This is a genomic window from Cyclobacterium amurskyense, assembly GCF_001050135.1.
In the GTDB taxonomy this organism is placed as follows: Bacteria; Bacteroidota; Bacteroidia; order Cytophagales; family Cyclobacteriaceae; genus Cyclobacterium; species Cyclobacterium amurskyense.
This window is the reverse complement of sequence record NZ_CP012040.1, coordinates 1,852,798-1,872,901: the sequence shown is the minus strand read 5'-3', so window position 1 is coordinate 1,872,901 and position 20,104 is coordinate 1,852,798. Positions and strand designations below refer to the sequence as shown.

Annotated in this window: 16 protein-coding genes; 5 read left to right on the top strand and 11 right to left on the bottom strand. The window is 37.9% G+C overall.

Translation table 11 applies throughout. The features are described 5' to 3' along the window. Complete coding sequence (locus CA2015_RS07585) at positions 1-1,071, bottom strand: phosphotransferase enzyme family protein (RefSeq protein ID WP_048641367.1); 1,071 nt, start codon at positions 1,069-1,071, stop codon at positions 1-3. Between the two features lie 298 nt (positions 1,072-1,369). Between CA2015_RS07585 and CA2015_RS07580 the strand changes: the two genes are divergently transcribed. Together CA2015_RS07580 and CA2015_RS07575 are read left to right on the top strand one after the other, a co-directional pair. After that, complete coding sequence (locus tag CA2015_RS07580; RefSeq protein WP_048641366.1) at positions 1,370-3,145, top strand: sodium:solute symporter family protein; 1,776 nt, start codon at positions 1,370-1,372, stop codon at positions 3,143-3,145. Positions 3,146-3,254: 109 nt separating this feature from the next. Beyond that, positions 3,255-3,674: a Fur family transcriptional regulator gene (locus CA2015_RS07575; RefSeq protein ID WP_048641365.1), complete on the top strand. Its 420-nt coding sequence runs from the start codon at positions 3,255-3,257 to the stop codon at positions 3,672-3,674. 2 nt (positions 3,675-3,676) lie between these two features. Here CA2015_RS07575 and CA2015_RS07570 read toward each other — a convergent pair whose 3' ends face one another. Then, a complete protein-coding gene (locus tag CA2015_RS07570) occupies positions 3,677-3,898 on the bottom strand; it encodes a hypothetical protein (protein ID WP_048641364.1) in 222 nt (73 codons plus the stop codon). Between the two features lie 155 nt (positions 3,899-4,053). On the opposite strand from CA2015_RS07570, the gene CA2015_RS25290 reads away from it, so the two are divergent. Both CA2015_RS25290 and CA2015_RS07565 read left to right on the top strand, forming a co-directional pair. After that, a complete protein-coding gene (locus CA2015_RS25290; RefSeq protein WP_262485594.1) occupies positions 4,054-4,176 on the top strand; it encodes a hypothetical protein in 123 nt (40 codons plus the stop codon). Between the two features lie 120 nt (positions 4,177-4,296). Then, positions 4,297-4,770, top strand: a complete 474-nt coding sequence (locus CA2015_RS07565; RefSeq protein ID WP_048641363.1) for a YcxB family protein — start codon at positions 4,297-4,299, stop codon at positions 4,768-4,770. A 76-nt stretch (positions 4,771-4,846) separates the two neighbouring features. Here the strand turns inward: CA2015_RS07565 and CA2015_RS07560 are convergent, their stop codons facing one another. The 8 genes from CA2015_RS07560 to CA2015_RS07525 all read right to left on the bottom strand — a co-directional run bounded on the left by CA2015_RS07560 (position 4,847) and on the right by CA2015_RS07525 (position 17,801). After that, positions 4,847-5,767 carry a hydroxypyruvate isomerase family protein gene (locus CA2015_RS07560; protein ID WP_048641362.1) on the bottom strand — a complete coding sequence of 307 codons (921 nt, stop codon included), beginning with the start codon at positions 5,765-5,767 and terminating at the stop codon, positions 4,847-4,849. A gap of 4 nt (positions 5,768-5,771) precedes the next feature. After that, the gene (locus tag CA2015_RS07555) at positions 5,772-7,091 is read right to left on the bottom strand and encodes a Gfo/Idh/MocA family protein (RefSeq protein WP_048641361.1); all 1,320 of its coding nucleotides are present in this window, start codon (positions 7,089-7,091) and stop codon (positions 5,772-5,774) included. 18 nt (positions 7,092-7,109) lie between these two features. Next, positions 7,110-8,090, bottom strand: coding sequence for a formylglycine-generating enzyme family protein (locus tag CA2015_RS07550; RefSeq protein WP_048641360.1), 981 nt, complete (start codon positions 8,088-8,090; stop codon positions 7,110-7,112). 322 nt (positions 8,091-8,412) lie between these two features. Beyond that, a complete protein-coding gene (locus CA2015_RS07545) occupies positions 8,413-9,345 on the bottom strand; it encodes a hypothetical protein (RefSeq protein WP_157470370.1) in 933 nt (310 codons plus the stop codon). Positions 9,346-9,350: 5 nt separating this feature from the next. Beyond that, a complete protein-coding gene (locus CA2015_RS07540) occupies positions 9,351-10,811 on the bottom strand; it encodes an MBOAT family O-acyltransferase (RefSeq protein ID WP_048641358.1) in 1,461 nt (486 codons plus the stop codon). A 166-nt stretch (positions 10,812-10,977) separates the two neighbouring features. Then, complete coding sequence (gene uvrA, locus CA2015_RS07535; RefSeq protein WP_048641357.1) at positions 10,978-13,797, bottom strand: excinuclease ABC subunit UvrA; 2,820 nt, start codon at positions 13,795-13,797, stop codon at positions 10,978-10,980. A gap of 146 nt (positions 13,798-13,943) precedes the next feature. Further along, entirely contained in the window at positions 13,944-16,091 is a 2,148-nt protein-coding gene (locus CA2015_RS07530) for a PA14 domain-containing protein (RefSeq protein WP_048641356.1), read from the bottom strand. A gap of 132 nt (positions 16,092-16,223) precedes the next feature. Further along, positions 16,224-17,801, bottom strand: a complete 1,578-nt coding sequence (locus tag CA2015_RS07525; protein ID WP_048641355.1) for an ATP-dependent DNA helicase — start codon at positions 17,799-17,801, stop codon at positions 16,224-16,226. Between the two features lie 123 nt (positions 17,802-17,924). On the opposite strand from CA2015_RS07525, the gene CA2015_RS07520 reads away from it, so the two are divergent. Next, positions 17,925-19,004 (top strand): endonuclease/exonuclease/phosphatase family protein, encoded by a 1,080-nt coding sequence (locus CA2015_RS07520; RefSeq protein ID WP_048641354.1) that lies wholly within the window; start codon positions 17,925-17,927, stop codon positions 19,002-19,004. A gap of 165 nt (positions 19,005-19,169) precedes the next feature. Here CA2015_RS07520 and CA2015_RS07515 read toward each other — a convergent pair whose 3' ends face one another. Further along, complete coding sequence (locus CA2015_RS07515) at positions 19,170-20,099, bottom strand: sugar phosphate isomerase/epimerase family protein (protein WP_048641353.1); 930 nt, start codon at positions 20,097-20,099, stop codon at positions 19,170-19,172. Positions 20,100-20,104: the final 5 nt, after the last annotated feature.

Below are 20,104 nucleotides of genomic sequence, written 5' to 3'. Positions count from 1 at the left end.
TCACAGAAATTTTTTCTTGAGATCGGCTTCAAGCGCGTTGATTTCCTGTCTTTTTGCCATAAAAGCTGTCAGTAATTCCGCCTGATTTTTTGCTCGATGAAGATTCTGTTCAGAATATTCTACCTGGTAATAAATGTTTCCATTGAGGTGGTCTGTTAAAAACCGAAGTCCCATAATAAGGGTCATCATTTCTGCCCCAAATGGAAGGGAACCTAACTCCTCATCAGTAATATTGCCAGCCAATACCGAATAGAAGCCTTCGAGTAGGCCTTCATATTTAACCAAATCTATATTTATATTTCCCCAGTCCAAGGAAGACTCATCTCTTGTACAAGCTACCGTTCGGGCTAGGTCACCAAAATCATAAAATACGAAACCGGCCATAATGGTATCGAGATCTATTACCGCATTGACTTTCTTTAGGTCTTCACTGAAAATCAAATTGTTTATTTTGGTGTCATTGTGCGTTGCTCGAAGTGGTAACTGCTTGCGGTAAATGCCATATTGCTCAAGCAAATCCTTTCGCAATTCATAATAGGCAATCATCTCCCTGGTTTCGTCATTTATTTCAATGGCGGGGTTTTTAAGGGCCTCATCAAATTGACTGTAACGCCATTCTAGGTGATGAAAGTCCTGTATGGTGTCCTGAAGTTTACTTGAGTCAGTATTTGAAAATACTTTTACGAAGTAAGCGAAGGCTTCAGCAGCTTTGCTGGCTTGCTCTTTATGGTCTATATCATCTCGGGTTATTCCATTGACAAATGGAAAAAGCCTGTAAAGTCCACCATCCAACTCAGTAAAAAGTTCGCCTTGTTTATTAGGAATAGGTAATGGCAAGACAAAATGTAGGTCGGCTGGGTCAAAATTATCAAGAAGGTAGCCGAGATTATTTGAAATCCTTTCAGGATGCTTAAAAACAGCATCATTGAATTCTTGTAAGATGTAGGACTGCGTGCTGCTGTCCACCTTATATGTCTTATGGATGTGTCCTGAACCAAATCGATTGGCAACCAAGTCGTCTGCATCTAAGGTATAGGCAGCTTTAAGCGCGTCCAATATTGTGTCTTTCATAGTAATAAATCCAAATACCTAATTGGCTAAAGAAATTAATTTGTCACTTTTAACATTTCCAATTGGTAAATTTACAATACTTTTAAATATATATTATTGAAAGGGTTTATATTTACCTTTGTAGTCTATTGAAACACTTTGGAGGGGTAAATGCATCCCGTCCCGCAAATATTTAAAGGAATTATTTAAAATAATTGAAAAAGTTTTATTTATTTAGAAAAATTTTCTTCTTTCTCAAGGAGTAAAACTATCAACGCTTAACCATTATTCGAAAAAATTATACTATAAATACGTCATCATGAATATTTCAATCCTTGATTGGGCAATAATCATTTCATTTTTTGTTATTTCCATGTTAATAGGGGTTTATGCCTCTAAATCAGCGGGTAAAAACGCTAAAGAATTCTTCCTTTCCGGAAGAAATATGCCCTGGTGGTTATTGGGGGTGAGTATGGTAGCCACTACATTCTCCGCAGATACACCAAACCTAGTAACTGACATTGTAAGGAAAAATGGAGTTTCAGGAAACTGGGTATGGTGGGCATTTTTACTAACAGGTATGCTGACCGTATTTGTTTATGCAAAACTATGGAGAAGGTCTGAAGTCACCACCGATTTGGAATTTTATGAATTGAGGTACGGTGGAAAAGGGGCTGCTTTTTTAAGGGCCTTTAGAGCATTGTATTTAGGGGTGTTTTTCAACGTGGTAATTATGGCAACTGTTTCCCTAGCCGCAATTAAGATATTTGGTGTGATGCTTGGACTTAGTTCTTGGGAGACGCTTTTGATTGTTTCTGTTGTCACAGTGTTTTATAGTTCTTTGGGAGGTCTTAAAGGGGTTTTGCTTACTGACTTTTTCCAATTTTTCATCGCCATGGCTGGAGCATTCGGTGCAGCTATCTATATAGTTACCTTGCCTGAAATCGGTAGTCTTGATGCCTTGTTGACACACCCTAATGTTGTAGGTAAACTTAATATAATACCAGATTTTACTGATTGGAACTTACTTATACCTTTGTTTATTATGCCTTTGGCCATTCAGTGGTGGGCCACTTGGTACCCTGGAGCAGAGCCAGGTGGAGGAGGGTACATCGCCCAAAGAATGTTGTCAGCTAAAGATGAGAAAAATGCCATTGGTGCAACATTGTTGTTTAATATTACTCATTATGCTATTCGTCCTTGGCCTTGGATCATAATTGCTTTGTCTTCCTTAATTCTATTTCCGCAGTTAAGTGACATGCAAGAGGCTTTCCCAAATATAGAAGCCAGCAAACTAGGAGATGATTTGGCTTATTCTGCCATGCTTACTTTTCTTCCTAAAGGCTTGATTGGGATTGTGCTAGCCTCTTTGATAGCAGCTGTAATGTCAACCTTGTCAACTCACCTTAACTGGGGTTCATCTTATGTAGTTAATGATTTTTACTCTAGATTTATTAAGCCTGAGGCAACTGACAAAGAATTGGTAGCTGTTGGAAGAATCTCTACGGTTGGTCTTATGGTGCTTGCAGCCTTACTGGCAACGGTACTTTCCAATGCCTTGGAAGCTTTCAATATATTGTTACAAATAGGAGCAGGTACTGGTTTAATCTTTATTTTACGTTGGTTCTGGTGGAGGATTAATGCTTATACAGAAATCTCTGCTATGATCGTTTCCTTTATTGTGGCAATCTATTTTGAATCAATTCACAATAAATTGGGTTTCTTACCTATACCGGAAGAAATGAGTTACCTGAAATTGCTTTTCGGTGTTTCTATCACTACCATAACTTGGGTAACTGTTACATTATTGACCAAACCTGAAGATGATAAAGTGTTGCTTGCCTTCTATAAAAAAGTAAGACCGGCATCTCATGGCTGGAAAAAATTATTGGCAAAATACCCTGAGGTGAAAGAAGAGACAGGTCAACTTCCAATGGAAATTGGTTTGATGTTGATCGCTTCTATAATGGTTTATGCAGCTTTATTTGGGGTGGGATTTTGGATTTATGGGCAAATTTTGCCAGCGACCATTGCTACCATTATTTCATTGGCAGGAGGAATAATTGTTTTTAGGGCATGGAAGAAAATGAGATAATCTATTAGGATAGATTTCTTTGATAGGGACAATAACTAGCTGTTAGGTTTTCTTCTAATTTGAGGAAAACCTAACAGCTAATTAAAAATGTCGTACAAACGGAAAAATTATGGCTAATAAAACGGCTGAAATATTAAAAGACAATAACCTAAGAGTAACCAGTTGTAGGAGAGAAGTGCTTATTACCTTTCTAAATAGAAAGATAGCACTATCTCATTCTGACCTTGAAGATGCGTTGAAAGAAAATTTTGATAGGGTTACTATTTATAGAACCCTAAAAACATTTTTGGAGAATGACCTTGTTCATAAGGTGCTTGACGATACTGGGGCTGCCAAATATGCCTTGTGTAATCATGGTTCCGCTGAAACCCGACATGATCACGAACATGTACATTTCAAATGTGAGAAGTGCGGAAATACCAGATGTTTGGAGGAAATTTCACTCCCTAAGGTTTCACTTCCTAAAGGATATGAACTAAGGGAAATGAGTTTATTGATTCAGGGAGTTTGTAATAAGTGCAAAAAGTGAAATTAAAAGGCAATTGGGTTTTTGTCCTTTTCATCTGAAGGCCAAACTATACCTGGCGGTAAATCGATTACTGGTGGTGTATTGTCTTCTACGCCTCCATCACCATCTTCGTCATTGTTCTTCCGGTTTCTTTTGATTTTAGACTTAGTAAGTGTGGCTACAAAGTAAATTAATACCACATAGGCTACACCACATAAAATCAAATCTATCACCAAGCTATTCATCATATCGAATCTTTAACCAATAAGTTACAATAATAATTTGAATAAATCAACTTGCCGGTCTCAGGATTACCTATAAGTATTTTATTTTCTTACAGGTAAATGCATGTCAGTAAAGGACTTGTGTTTTATGGTTCAGGAGCAAAATCCAAGCTAATATGAAAACATATGTAGTTTTTATACCCCTTGTTGATTTTAATTTTGAAGAGCTGAATGGAAGGAAATCAAGGAAGGCTTACTTACAAATTAGTATTCCTACCATGAGGGAAAAAAGGCTTTAGAATACCACATTGGCCATAAATTGGTATATAAAAAAGTAAAAAAATAGAAAGGGATAAGAAATAAACTTGCTATCTAATGGATAAGGTAGGATATTTGCCCAGCAAAATGAATATTTTATAATGATCGTAAAAACAAAAAAATACAAACTGGAGACAGGTACCTATATCAAACAGGGGTTAAAAAACATATTAAAGGAGCAATGGTGGGTGGTATTGATCGCTGTGGCCATCGCTTGTGGTTATTTTTGGATTCCTTCTTGGTGGTGGATTAGCATGGCATTACTTGCTTATGCATTGTATTGGCTTTTTTGGGTAATACAGTTTGCTGGAGTCACTCAAATGGAGCAAAATAAGGTGATGTTTGAGAAACTCTCTTATGAAATAGATAGCCGTCAGGTGCTTATGAAAATCAATAGTAAGCAGGGTATGCCCATCAAGTGGGAAATGATAAAGGATGCCCAAATCAAGGAGGATGCTTATATTCTAGTTTTGTCTAAGGCTCAGTTTATTCACCTTCCTTTTAGAATTTTCAATTCTCAAAACGAGATTAAATTTGTGGAGACCATCTTGAAACGAAAAGGGTTTTTGGCTTAGTTACAAATAAACGATAAATATAAAAGGGCTGATATCTTGAATATCAGCCCTTTTTATTATTAGATGTTTTTCTTCTTTAGAGGAAACTATCAGCTTTTCTATAGGCTTGAATTACGGCTTCTTCACCTTCTTTTCCAGGCTTAGAATTCCCATGCTCCATACCACATATACCTTTGAAACCTTTTTCGTATATGTATTTAAAAACATTTTGGAAATTGATTTCACCTGTACCGGGTTCTTTACGCCCAGGATTGTCTCCTATTTGTATATAGGCGATTTCATCCCAACAGGTCTCCATTAACGTAATGAGATGTCCTTCATTTTTTTGCTGGTGATAGATATCGTATAATATCTTACAGCTAGGACTATCCACTCCTTTACAGACAAGGTAAGTTTGTGGAGAGTAGCGTAAATAAAGGTTTGGGTTGTCACTGAGAGGCTCAAGCACCATGGTTAGACCATGAGGCTCCAGTATTTCAGCACCTTTGCGAAGAGCTTCTATAACATTTGCATTTTGTATGTCAAGAGGTAAGCTTCTATGATAATCTCCAGGAACAACAGTGGTCCATTTTGCATTTACCCTTTTGGATACTTCAACGGCTTTTTTACATCCTGCAAGAAATATATCCACATATTCCTGATTTCCAGCAGCAAGGGTATTTGCTCCATTGCCACCTTTGTCCAAAACAAAGACACCCATGGTCATGCCTAGCTTCGCGAGGTGATTACCTATTTTCTCCTGCATCTCAGGAGTCCTACGCATCATACCATTGTCTTCAAGGCTTCTAAAACCACGCTCATGCATGTAGGTAATCTGATCCAGAAGATCATCACCTGCTAGATTTTTAAACATGCCAAAGTGAGGAGCATAGTCTAAATTAAATGTAGCATCTGCTTTATCAGCATTCAACTGAGTAGCTTGACTGGTACTCACTCCGGCTATTCCTGCCGCCGCGGTTCCCAAAGAAACGTTTTTTATAAATTTTCTTCTTTCCATGAGCTTATACTACTTTAGTTTGACCAGGTATTGCATAAGGATAAAAACCATCTTCATTAGGAAGTACTTTTGGCAATGCATCCCATGCTAGCTTATCAGGTCTTAGGTTTACATTTGAATTTATTCCTTCATCCCAGGTAACAGGTTTGCCGGAATAAGTTGCATAACGACCTAAAATAGAGGTCATGGTACTTTTTGCCGCGTTTTCAGCATCAGCGTATTTGTATTCGCCTTTCACTACTGCATCAAATAATTTATCATGCTCCACTTGATATGGGTTGGCATTGCCCGCGCCATCATGGTCATAAAGGCTATTCCCTTTCAAATCTGTTAGTTTACCCACATGTCCGGCATTCATATAGGCCTTACCTTTTGTTCCTTGGAAGCTTTCATCCACTCGGTTGTGGGCACCGGGGAAATGACGACATTCACTGTGGATGACAGTGCCATCTTCATAAGTAAAAAGAACGACGTGATGGTCAAATATTTCACCATTCTCTTTCCCTCTTCTTACAGTTCTTCCTCCTGTTCCTTCTGCTTTAACAGGGTAACTATTCTTCACCCAGTTGGCTACATCTAGGTTGTGAACGTGCTGTTCTGTGATATGATCGCCACATAGCCAATTGAAATAGTACCAGTTTCTCATTTGGTATTCCATTTCTGTCTGGCCTGGTTGACGTTCTCTTACCCAAACTCCACCATCATTCCAAAAAACCTGGCCACCTATAATGTCACCAATTTCGCCATTGTGAATTCTATCAATTGTTTGGATATAATTGTCTTGATAATGTCTTTGTAAGCCTACAACTACGTTTAGTTTTTTGGCCTTTGCGGTTTTGGCTGCGGCCAAAATTCTTCGGATACCAATTGCATCAGTAGCTACTGGTTTTTCCATGAAAATCTGCTTTTCAAGACGAACAGCCTCTTCAAAATGATCAGGACGGAAACCTGGAGGGGTAGCTATTATCACCACGTCAGCCTCTTTCATGGCATGTTTGTAACCATCAAAGCCTACAAATTTCTGCTCTTCAGAAACAACTACTTTATCTTTACCGTATTTTTTTAATATACGTTCATAACTTTGGTCTAGACGATCTTTGAAAGCATCTGCCATAGCCACCAATTTAATGTTTTGACCGGTTTCAAATGCTTGGAATACTGCTCCTGTCCCTCTACCTCCACAGCCAATAACGGCAATTTTTATGGCATCATCTCCCGCTGCATAAGCTCCGGATAATGTAAGCGGGCTTAACATGGCACCTCCAGTTATAATTGCTGAAGTTTTGATGAAATTTCTTCTTTCATTACTATTATTTACCTTCATTATTATTTTGAGTTTATTTTAATAATCTTCCATCGGCGCAGTGCCGTAATATTTTTCAATGAATTCAGGATCTGGGCTAGTAAGAGGCCTTACTACTCTCATTCCCAAAAATGGTGCTTCTGGAAACCACCATTGGCTTTTTGGTATTTGAGGATCTATTCTCTTCCATTCAGGGGTGCTTGCAGCACGCTTGGTACTGGTCAATTCTTCAGGGCTGTCATCATAGCTTCCTCCTCTTATCACTTTAGGATATAGTTCTTCAGATAAGTGGATTGGATTGTCTGCTTTAGCTCCTCGTTTAGAGTAGGTATTGGCATCGTAATGATCCATGGTCCATTCATTGACATTACCTAAAATGTCATACAGTCCCCAAGGATTTGGTTTCTTTTGTCCAATTTTATGCGTGGTGCCTTCACTATTGTCTTTGTACCAGGCAAACTCACCCAATTGAGAGGGGTCGTCTCCAAAAAAGTATTTGGTCTTGGTGCCGGCACGGGCGGCATATTCCCACTCTGCCTCTGTAGGTAGACGGAAAAACACACCGGTTTTGAGGTACAACCATCTACAGAATTGAATGGCACCATATTGAGTCATGGCTATTGCCGGTTTATGCTCTTTACCCATTCCGAAGGTCATGTCCAAATAGGGTATAGAAGGTCTTGTCAACCCATCAATTTCTGGTGTCAACGGACCTTCACTTGAAGAAGCCTCAAAGCTCTTGTCTAAAAATAATTCGTAAAGATCCCAAGTGGTCTCATGAGATGCCATCCAAAATGGATCTATTTTCACCTCGTGAACAGGGGCTTCATCTGATGCACCATCACTACTTCCCATTTTGAAGCTCCCTTCAGGGATAGGTACCATATCAAATGAGATTCCTGTTCCGGGAATTTCTTGTGAGTAGGGTTCAAAGTTTTCAATGGATTGATATGCGCTTGCGAGAAACAAGACCGATGAAATAGAACCCAAAAATAAAGTTCTTTTTAATAATTTTAACATGGATTAGGCTTAGGTATTCTTTAAGTTAACTACTTGTAATGTACTTCAATTTTTAATAAAAATTAATTGAATGCTTAAATTACCTTAATTTTTTAAATATTGAAAATTTCACGCATTTAGACAGCATTATCCTTTTAAAAAAAGGATAAGCGGTATATAAACTTATAAGAAGATTTTCGGACTAGATAGTTTAATATGGTAAGATGGTTTGCTGCTTTAAGTTTATTTATGCAGCCTAAAAATTAGTTTTAAATCAGTGAGTTATCCCTAATTCAAGTAAATATCAATTGATATAGATTTTCCACCTACCTAATTATCCAATTTAGTCCAACAATTTCTTTTTATATAGAGTAGAGTGGTGCGGGGAATAACTTCGTATTTCTTCCTCAATTAGCTTGGCCACCCGTGCATTAAAATGGACAGGGTCCCTAAAATTGTTTTCATCTAATGTTAAATTAGAAGAATAATTGAAATCAAAAACATCCCCTAAGCTAAACAAATCATGTTTGAATTTGGCTTCGAATTCCTCCAATTCATATTTTGTCAATACTTCATGATAATCTTTATGAAGGGGTGGGATCCAGAAAATCAGCTTAATACCCTCTTTTTTACAATGGTCTGCAATTTCTTTTAGTTGCTTGTGGTATTCGTCCGGGTAAGTAATGTTTTTATAAAACTTGTCAGTACCATTCAATTTTTTCTTCCAAAACTGTTCTTTTGCTCCCGGTAATTCTACTTGGGACTCGCTCTCTTCTTCGCCTTGATTATTGATAGCCATTATTGCAAAAGTTGCATTGAAAGTATATTTATTAAAGGCATAAGTGAAAAAATTACTTTTTCTGTTGATGGTCTCTTCTACCCAAAAACGACGATTGAATTTATTGTATAAATTTAGGTTGATCCCAATCAAAACGGTGTCAGGTTTTTCTATTTCCCTGGCCCACCAAAACGATTGAATTACTTCTTTTAAACTTGCACCCCCATAAGCCAAATTGGACCAGGCAGAACTGTCCATGGCAATGTATAATCCATTGCTTCTTGAGTCACCCAATACCCAGTTTTTCTTGGGATTGTTTTTAAAGTCAATCATTTTATAAAGGTGAGGCTCAATGTCCAAGGCAATGGCTTTTTTCTTCTCTTCACTGGTAACTCCAAAGCCATTTAGATAATTGAATGGATCAATTAAAGCAATTAAACAGCTATATAGCACAAAAGGAATTACAAAATATAGGCTATTTTTTATAAATCTTTTCATGGTACTTAAAATTGAAAATAAATGAATTCTTGTTGTACCCCATTCATAATGAAGCAAAAGATAATAACCACGTAGTAAAATGCCCACCTCACCGTTTTAGGTAACTTTTGGGAATCTAGTTCGAGCCCGTGATTCTTTTCTCGTTGGAACCATTCTACAAGAATGAAGCCTATTAGTAAAAAGAACAGGTATATTAAATGATTGCCAGTATTCATACTCCAAAAATCCTGGATGGGCAGGACAAAGAATTTTGGCGAAAAGATGATGGATATATAGTCAAATGCCATATATAAGCTGTCTGCCCTAAAAAATATCCAAGCAATGACAATCAGAAAAAAAGTGATACCCATTTGAAGAGTTTCTCTAATACTTGGCAAGTATTTGCCTGCGGCTACTGTGTCGGATGTATGCACTCTGTTCTTTTTGGACAACAGTAATGGGAGATAAAAGGTGGCATTTAATAAACCCCAAAAAAGAAATGTCCAATTGGCTCCATGCCAAAAACCACTGACAATAAATATGATAAAGATATTTCTAATAGCATGGCCATCCCTGCTTCCTCCTAGAGGTATATAAAGATAATCCCTAAACCAGGTGGAAAGGGAAATGTGCCACCTTCGCCAGAATTCAGCAATGTCACGCGAGAAATACGGGAAAGCAAAATTCTTTTTTAAATCAAACCCGAATAGGCGAGATGTACCGATTGCTATATCTGAGTAACCTGAAAAATCTCCGTAAATCTGAAAGGCGAACAATACCCCACCTAATAATAAGGTGAAACCTGAAAAGGATTGGTAATCATTGAAAATGTCATTTACATAGATCGCACAATTATCTGCAATAACGATCTTTTTGAATAAGCCCCAGAGTATTTGTCGCAAACCATCGCTGGCTTTTGTGTAGTTAAAATCTCTGTTTTTAAAGAATTGTGGCAAAAGGTTCGTTGCTCTTTCAATAGGGCCTGCTACAAGCTGGGGGAAAAAGCTTACATAAGCAAAAAATGCAACGGGTTCTGAAACGGGAGCCATCTTTTTCCGGTACACATCAATGGTGTAACTCATTGTCTGGAAGGTATAAAAACTGATGCCTACCGGTAAAATAATGTTTAGCCGAGAAGGATCCATGGTATTGCCTAATAAAGTAAAAGCATCGGCAAAACTTTCTGCGAAAAAATTATAGTATTTAAAAAAGCCCAAAAAACCGAGGTTAACTGCCAAACTAATAAAAAGTAGAAACTTTCTTTGGTTAATATTTTGACGCTTTTTTAGCTGTATCCCTATCAAAAAATCTACTAGAGAACTGAAAAAAATCAGTGATAAAAAACGGTAATCCCACCAGCCATAGAAAATATAACTGGCTATCAAAATCCATAGGTTTTGAAGTTTTAAATTCTTAGGGAATAGAAACCAATAAATGAAAAATACTAGTGGTAAAAAAATTAGGAATTCAATTGAATTGAATAACATGGCAATATAAATAATTAGGTAGAAACAAAATATTTGATTTAGGCTCCTCTTAGATTGTATTCAAAAGAAGACTAAATTTTATATATAGCACAAAACTATATATAAAATTCATTTAAATTACTTTTTGTCTAGAAAAATAATTAAATTCCTATTTATATTTATATTATTATGCCTTCTTGAGCTCTACGAGGTATTTTCCGGTATAATTATTTTCTTCCTTCATTAAATCTTCCGGTACCCCCTCAAAAATAACATTGCCCCCTTTTTCTCCTCCTTCCGGCCCTAAATCGATGACCCAATCCGCTGCCATTATTACCTCTGTATTGTGCTCAATTATGAGTACAGTGTGCCCTTGGTCGATCAAAGAGTTGATGGAAAACAGTAATTTTTTTATGTCATGGAAATGTAGGCCAGTAGTAGGTTCATCAAAAATGAACAATATTTTTTCCTGATTTCTGGAATCATTTTTACCTAAAAAGGAAGCCAATTTTACTCTTTGTGCTTCTCCACCACTCAAGGTATTGGAGGATTGACCTAATCCAATATAGCCAAGACCTACTTCCTGAAGGGGGCTTAATTTCTGGATAATGGCTGATTTTTCACTAAAAAAATCCATGGCCTCATCTATGGTCAAGCCCAATACTTCTGAAATGTCTTTCCCCTTGTATTTGGCATCCAATATTTCATTTTTGAAACGCTTTCCTTTACAGGATTCACAGGTAAGGTAAATGTCTGCCATAAACTGCATTTCGATCTTTTGGGTGCCTTCTCCCTGACAAGCTTCGCATCGGCCTCCGTCTACATTGAAACTAAAAAAAGCAGGTTTATAGCCTCTTTGCTTGGAGATGGGAAGATCCGCATACAAGGCCCTGATTCCGTCATAGGCTTTTACATAAGTAACCGGGTTTGATCTTGAGGATTTTCCGATTGGGTTTTGATCTACAAACTCTACCCTATTGATGTTCCTGTAATGACCATCAAGTCTGTCGAAACGGCCTGTTTCATCATTTACGGAGCCTAGGATTTTACCTATAGCCGGGTACAATACCTTCTTTACCAAAGTAGATTTCCCTGAACCACTCACTCCAGTCACTACGGTCAAGACTTCTAATGGAATTTTAACGGTGATGTTTTTCAGGTTATTCTCTGTGGCACCTTTAATTAAAATGTATTCATCCCATTTCCTATTGTGGATTTTGGCACTTATTGACTCTTCTCCACTTAGGTACCTGGCGGTATGTGTATTTCCTGCCGCCATTAATTCTTTCAGGGTACCTTGAAAAACCAGTTCCCCACCATGAACACCCGCATCAGGCCCGATGTCTATTACCTGGTCTGCTGTAAGTATGATTTTTTCTTCATGCTCCACTACGATGACTGTATTGCCCAAGTCTCTTAGGGCTTTCAATACGTTAATGAGCCGTTCGGTATCTCTTGGATGTAGGCCAATGCTTGGCTCATCGAGGATGTACATAGAGCCCACCAAAGCACTGCCTAGAGAAGTGGCGAGTTTTATCCTTTGGAATTCCCCTCCAGAGAGAGATGAAGTAAGCCTGTTGAGCGTTAAATAACCAAGTCCTACCTGATCGAGGTACTCCAGTCGGTTGATGATCTCTTTTAGGAGTCTCTGGGATACGCTCTTTTCCGTTTCTGTAAGTTCTAGCGTTTCAAAGAATGGTAAGGCTTTGTCTATTGGTAAAAGCACGAGATCGGTTATGGATTTCTCTGCTATTTTTACATAGGAAGCATCTTTCCTGATCCTTGTGCCTTTACAATCAGGACATGAAGTTCTTCCCCTAAATCTGGAAAGCATTACCCTATACTGTATCTTATGCAACTTGCTTTGTAGAAAAGCAAAAAAGTCATTCAGGCCTTTGAAATATTTGTTACCTGTCCATAAAATGGCTTTGTCTCTTTCGTCAAGGTCCTCATAGGGTCTATGGATGGGAAAATCAAATTTTATTCCATCCTTTAGTAGTGGTTGCAACCATTTTTTGGTGGTCTCTCCCCTCCATGGTGCAATAGCCCCCTCAAAGATAGAAAGCGATTTGTCAGGGATTACCAAGTCAGGGTCTATTCCCAGAACTGAGCCGAATCCTTCACAAGTCCTGCATGCCCCATAAGGGTTGTTAAAACTAAAAAAGTTCACTGTAGGCAATTCGAATTGAATGCCGTCTAATTCAAATTTATCACTAAAGCTTCTGACGGCTTTGTCCGGAATCACAACTTTGCATTCTCCCAATCCCTCAAAAAAAGATGTTTGAACACTGTCTGCGATTCTGAATTGATTTCCTTCGTCCTCTTTTTTTACTGATACTCTGTCTATTAATATCTCGAAGTTCCCTTCAGGTAACTTTTCTGATTCCAGCAGTTCCTCTACAAATGACACTTCGCCATCTACCAAAACCCTGGTGAAACCTTTTTGCAATAGGATTTCCAGTTCTTTCTCTTTGGACCTTTCAGGGCTGAAATGCAAAGGGCAACTTATCATTACCTTATCACCTTCATCGAAGCTGTGGATATAAGCAACTACATCAGTTACGGTATGGTGTTTTACTTCCTCACCACTTATTGGAGAAATGGTTCTGCCAATTCTACTAAAAAGAAGCTTTAAATAATCGTAGATCTCTGTGGTAGTGCCCACTGTTGATCTTGGGTTTTTGGTGTTTACACCTTGTTGTATGGCTATGGCTGGTGAAACTCCTTTGATGTATTCTACTTCAGGCTTTTCCATCCTTCCTAAAAATTGCCTAGCATAAGAGCTTAAGCTCTCTACATACATCCGCTGACCTTCTGCAAAAAGCGTGTCGAAAGCCAAGGAAGATTTCCCTGAACCCGATAAGCCTGTAACTATTATCAACTTATTTCTAGGAATGGCTATGCTTAGGTTTTTTAGATTATTGACCCGGGCATTCTTTATAATTATAAAGGATTTAGGATCTAGATTCTCGAGTGAAGTATTTGTATTGACAGTAGTTGTACCCATAATGTGCAAAGATACCAAGCCAACCCTACAAATGATAAAATGTTATTAAAAAATTAAAAGCCGACATCCTTTGTAAGAATGTCGGCTAAGTAGAAATGATTCTATTGGTACTGATAGGTTTTTAATACTGTAATTTATTTATAAACTTATCGTTTCATGATTTTGTAAGTTTTCCTTGACTTCTCTGTATGAATAGTTACCAAATAATGGTTGCTTGGGAATTGTCGCATATCTATTTGATACCTGTTGTCACTAATTTTTTCAAGGAGTGGTTGCGCTCTTACTCTCTGATCTTGGCTGGTTAGCTCCACACTTAATATACCCTCTTGAGAATCTACGAAAAGTAAATCAGTGGTAGGGTTAGGGAAAGGCATAAGCTTATTTCTATTTGAATTATTTTCTACCCTGATTACGTCTGAATAACTGAAAGTATCATCCAAATCCACCTGCTTGATTCTGTAAAAGGTAACATCGTTTGCAACTGAATGATCGGAATAATCATAAAAGACCTCTTGGTTACTATTGCCTTGCGCTTCAAGAGTTTCTCCAAATTCCTCCCAAGAAAAACCATTATTGGATTTTTCCATAATAAAATGGCTGGTGTTTTTTTCTTGTAGAGTGCTCCAATTCAAGCAATTATTCTCACCACAGGATTGTCCAAGAAAATCTCCCCACTCAAGTGGAAGTATAAGTAAATTTTCAACGTAGTTAAAAGATATGGATTGGTCACCTCCAATTTCATAATAATCTAATATCAATTCTAATACGCCATCTTCTGTGATTTCCATTTGATAGGTGTCATCTGTGACTTTCTTACCACCAACTTTGGCCCATTCGTCAATCACAGTAGTTCCATTGATTATTAATCTGTACCCATCATCACCATTGACATTAAAGTCATAAGTACCAGGTTGGACATCTAAACGCATTCTGTACTGAACGGTAAAGTTGTTTTTTTGAGAATTACACCCTACTCCAGCTGGAAAGTTTTGAGTAAATACAGAATCTTGAAAAACCCTTCCAGAGTAATTGGAAGTAGCAAAATTTCTAGGTGCATCATAAGTATGACCTATCCACTCATTAACGCCAAATTCAGTACGATCTAAATCGGCGATTGGATTCATGATTACTTCCAATACATTGGAAAATACATCAACATCGGTACTTGTAGAGTCATTTACTGCAATTGTATTGGTTGCCCCTCTTCTATAATACCTAGACCCGGTCCAATTATCGTCCTCATAAGCTGGGATTTTATAATCTTTTTCAGTAGCTCCGGAAATGGTGTTCCAAGTGGCAGACTCATCATTCGAAGTGGCATATTGCCAAAAATAATTAGTCACTTCTCCATCTTCAAATACCGCAGGACCTATTGAACTGATGATGGTAGGGTCAGGATTGATTCCACAAAAAGCAACTGATCCTGAGGCATCAGCTCCCATTTTTATCTCCCCAGGGCCGAAATACAATTCAATTTCAAAAGCAAGTCTATTGGCACCGTCTTTTTCATAATAGTTCAATGTCATGAACCATTCCTGAGCAGCTTCTAATTCAACATAGTAATTTCTGATGTTGTTCTCATACACGAAGTTATCGACGCCGTCATACAATAAGGTGTCCGATTCATTCTTTACCCAGTTGTTATGTATGAGGTTATTGCCGTTCACATCAACAGCCCCACTTGAACTAGGGTTATTAATGTCTGAAAACATTCTGAAATAGGAGCCGTCATCACTACCTATTCGTATACGGTAAATACCATTTTGGGTAGGAACATACCTGCCCCTCATATGTACACCGAATTGGTTTAATTGGGTATCACATCCGCCTGAAGTTGTAGGGTTAATACCGGTTTGAAAAAAAAGGTTGTCAGAAAGATAGCCATTACCAGGATTTGGATCACTAAAATGCGTGTCAAAATTTACTCCTGAAACAGGAAGGAAATTTGCACCATCTCTCAAAAGCATCCCCTTATATTGTCCGGAAAAATAAATTCCGTTTTCATCAGGTTGTGGTTTTTTAAATTCTGATGGCTCATTATGACCAGCATTTGCTCCGTTTGGGTTGTAGTAATCAGTTAACTGATAAACATAGGCATTCCAAACATTGGTTGGATAACCATTCTGCCAAGAACTTCCATCTCGCCATGGTTTCGTAAGTGTTTCTGGTTCAGTATTACTACAAGCCAATTGCCCAAAGCTTTGTGCTGTAAAAGCTAAAAATAATACGATGGATAAAACTACGCTGTTAAAATAGTTTCTGTCCTTATTTACTCCTCTCAAAATCCCCTTCATTTCTAAAAATATTTGATGATGATAGATTTTTAATCTGCTGTTAAAATACAAATTTATGCATTTGAGATTAAAAGACAAGGGAATCAGGTATTTATTTTTGATAAACGACTAAAAAAGATATTTAAAATTCATTTATCTGCATTTATTTTTGTAGTCTAGCCATGGTTTTAGCATTAAAAATTGTCTGAACTTTGCATAAGTAGTGATGTCATGAATGCGCTGAACTTCATTAAAAATGGCCTTGGCTTTGTTTAAATCGCCTTTTCGATAGGCGTCGAAGGCATAAGGCAATGAGGCAAAGGCTCTTTGAACCCTTAAATCTTCTTCTACCTGTGATTCTTCCTGACGTTGTAAACTAAAATTCAAACTGTCCTGACTTACCAGTACACTTTGCATACCTATGGCCTTTTTTAATACCAAACCATTCAAATCCGTGCATCGGCTAAGGGCCACATATACCTGACCGGCTTCAAAAGACCTGTCTATTTCCACGATACATTTTTCAAAGGTAAGTCCTTGACTCTTATGTACAGTAATGGCCCAAGCAAGTTTCAATGGAAATTGGGTAAATCTTCCAATAACTTTTGCATCTACTTTTTTCTCTTGCTCATTGTACTGAAAATCCACATTCTCCCATACCTCTCTTTCTACTTCATAGAAAGTACCATTATTTGCCTCTACCAGGATTTTGTTCTCATGCATTTCTACTACTTTTCCAATCATTCCATTGTAGTAGTTTTTTTCTGGATTGTTGCGCATGAAGATGACTTGCGCTCCGACTTTGAGCGTGATGTCTATGGGTTCGAAGGGGGCCATATTTGTAGGGAAATCATCCTCGATGGCTGCCTTGTAAACCTTCTCTTCGCTTTTAATTAGCTCTAACTTCTGCTTGTTAATTTGATGAATATTGTTGTTGTGGGTTCCTAATATGATATATCCTTGATCCAGTAAGTCAAAGTGATAAGCCTCAGCTCGTTGGTTCAAAAAATCAATGTCCTCATAGGTATGTTTGCTTTCTCTAATTCTGTTTAGGAGGTCTTTAAAAACACTGTCTTTCTGTCGGTATATTTTTTTTAACTCAATATGAAAAGGCATTAGTTCTTTAAATCCAAAAGCGCTAAAGAAAAATCGGGTCTCATACTTACTTGACAGTAAAGACCAGTCTTTGTCTTTGACAACAGGTGGTAATTGAAATGGATCGCCAATCAATATAAGCTGTACGCCTCCGAAAGGAAGGTGCATTTTTTTCCTAAATACACGCAATATCTGATCCAAAATATCGAGTATCTCTACCCGTACCATTGAAATCTCATCGATGACCAATAGATCCAGATTTCTGATGACAGACAAGCGGCTTTTGGTGTATTTAAAAGTGTCAAAAATGTTTTGCTTGGAACCTTTGGCCTGTAGTCTGGGGTCTCCTGGTAGAAAAAGTTGCCTGGGATCAATTTTAAAAAAACTATGAATGGTTTTGCCTTTTGCATTTATGGCCGCGACTCCGGTAGGAGCTACTACTACCATGTTCTTAGAAGGGTTGAATTTTCTTAGGGTATGCAGAAACGTTGTTTTACCAGTACCAGCCCGACCAGTCAGGAATAGGGATTTGTTGGTATGCAAGGCGATTTCAAGTGCTTGGATAAAGGGTTCATTGGCCATGTCCAAGCCTTTGGCTTCAAATTCTTGACGAAAAAACGATTTTAAATAGGACATGAAGTGAAATGTTTGTTAAATAGATGCATAAAATTATTAATAATTTTATCGCTTTCGTATATATTGTAAATTATTGACAAAACTAAAATACTTGGTAAGTATCAAATTTAACCTCACGTAGCAATGGATCTGGTATTAAATATTTTTAAAATAATATTAGGTGTCATCAGTGTCTTGGCCGTAATAGCTTCAAAGCTAAAGGTCAGCAACTGGTGGGTCCGTGTATTTGACTTTCCCAGAATTCAGTTGTTAGTTATGGCCACTCTGGCGATAGTTCTTTTTCTTATGCCTTTTTCCTCCTTCAATACCTTTAACCTTGGTTTTTTCGCTTTGGTGGTATTTACTTGGTTTTACCAGGCGAGAAAAATTTTCCCTTATACCATAGTGGCCGGGAAGGAAGTCAATCACGATAAGACTAGTAACCCTGAAAATGAAATTGGCATATTGGTAAGTAATGTGCTCACTCCTAATCGACATGTTGAAAAGTTAATCAACCTGGTAAACAAACACCATCCCAATCTGGTGCTTACCTTAGAATCAGATAAGTGGTGGGAAGATCAGTTGACCGTATTGGAAGAGGAATACAAGTATCAGGTCAAAATACCTTTAGATAATCTTTACGGAATGCATTTGTATTCCAATTTGGAATTGAAGGATACTAAAGTACATTTTTTAGTAGAAGATGACATCCCTTCCATTCACTCTACTGTAGTTCTTCCTTCAGGAAAACCTATACAGATTCATTGTATTCATCCCGAACCTCCTAGTCCTACAGAAAGTGATACCTCTCTTTCTCGTGATGCTGAACTTCTTATAGTGGGTAAGAATGTGAAAGATGCTGACCTACCAACCTTGGTTTTTGGTGACCTCAATGATGTGGCTTGGTCTAGAACAACACGGCTTTTTCAAAAAATAAGTGGGCTTTTGGACCCAAGAAAAGGAAGAGGTTTTTTTAATACCTACAATGCAAAGTACCTGCCTTTTCGATGGCCTTTGGACCATATCTTTCATTCAGATGATTTTGTACTTAGGAAAATAAGAAGGCTACCTTCCATTTCCTCTGACCACTTTCCTATTTATATTAAACTGAAGCTTAAGCCGCAAAATGAACAAGAAGACAAGAAAGAGGCACTTGATAGAGAGGAAAAAAATTGGACGGAAGAGACGATAGGCAAAGCCAATCCAAATATTTTGACGATCTAATCCGACTACCAGATTACGGGGAAAGTAAAATCGTGTTGAGTTCATTGTTTTTACCAAGGGCTTTCGCTCCTGGTTACGAAAAACTCATAGTGAACATCTACGAAAAAAGTATAGTAAGCTATAAATGGTAGCCCTCGCAGGTTTTAAAACCTGCGAGGGCTACGTCTATGCCTCTCTAAATGGAATGTACTGCCTCAAATAATTCCTGGAAGTTAAAATGGCCATATTGACATCCGCCTCTGATTTTTCGAAAGCTTTGTCTTCTACTTCTATGCAGCAGGGACCTCTGTAACCTACGTCGGTAAGGGCAGCAAAAAAACGACCCCAAGGAACATCTCCTAGGCCTGGTATTTTTGGTGAATGGTACTCCAATGGATTGGCAAGGATACCTACCCTGTTTAATTTTTCCTGGTAAACCTTTACATCCTTAAGGTGGATATGATGAAGTCTATCTTTATAATCGTAAATGGGCTGAACCGGGTCCATTTGCATCCATACTAAATGGGAAGGATCGTAATTCAGTCCGAAATTGGCGTCAGGTATAATGGTAAACATCTTGTCCCAAATAGCCGGAGAAATGGCAAGGTTTTTCCCTCCAGGCCATTCGTCATCTGTAAAAAGCATGGGGCAATTTTCAATTGCTATTTTGATGCCTTTTTCTGAAGCATGGCGTACGATCTGAGGAAATCGTTCTTCGAAAAGTCTTAAATTGTCTGAGACATTCAAAGAGGGGTTTCTTCCAATGAAAGTATTGACCACAGGTATGCCTAGTTTTTCCGCACCATCAATTACCTCCATAATATGGGAAAGCGCATTTTCTGCTACTTTTTCATCCGGATCCATAGGGTTGGGGTAAAAACCCAAACCTGATACATATACCTTCTTTTTCTTCTGGTAATCTTTGATATGCTGGATTTCTTTTTCATCCATATTGGACACATCAATATGTGTAACCCCAGCATAACGCCGTTCCGCTTTTCCTTTTGGCCAGCACATTATTTCCACACAGGAAAATTGTTCCTTAGCAGCGAAATCGATTACTTCTTCAAAACTTTTTTCAGCCAATATGGCACTTACAAAACCTAGTTCTAGCATTCGTA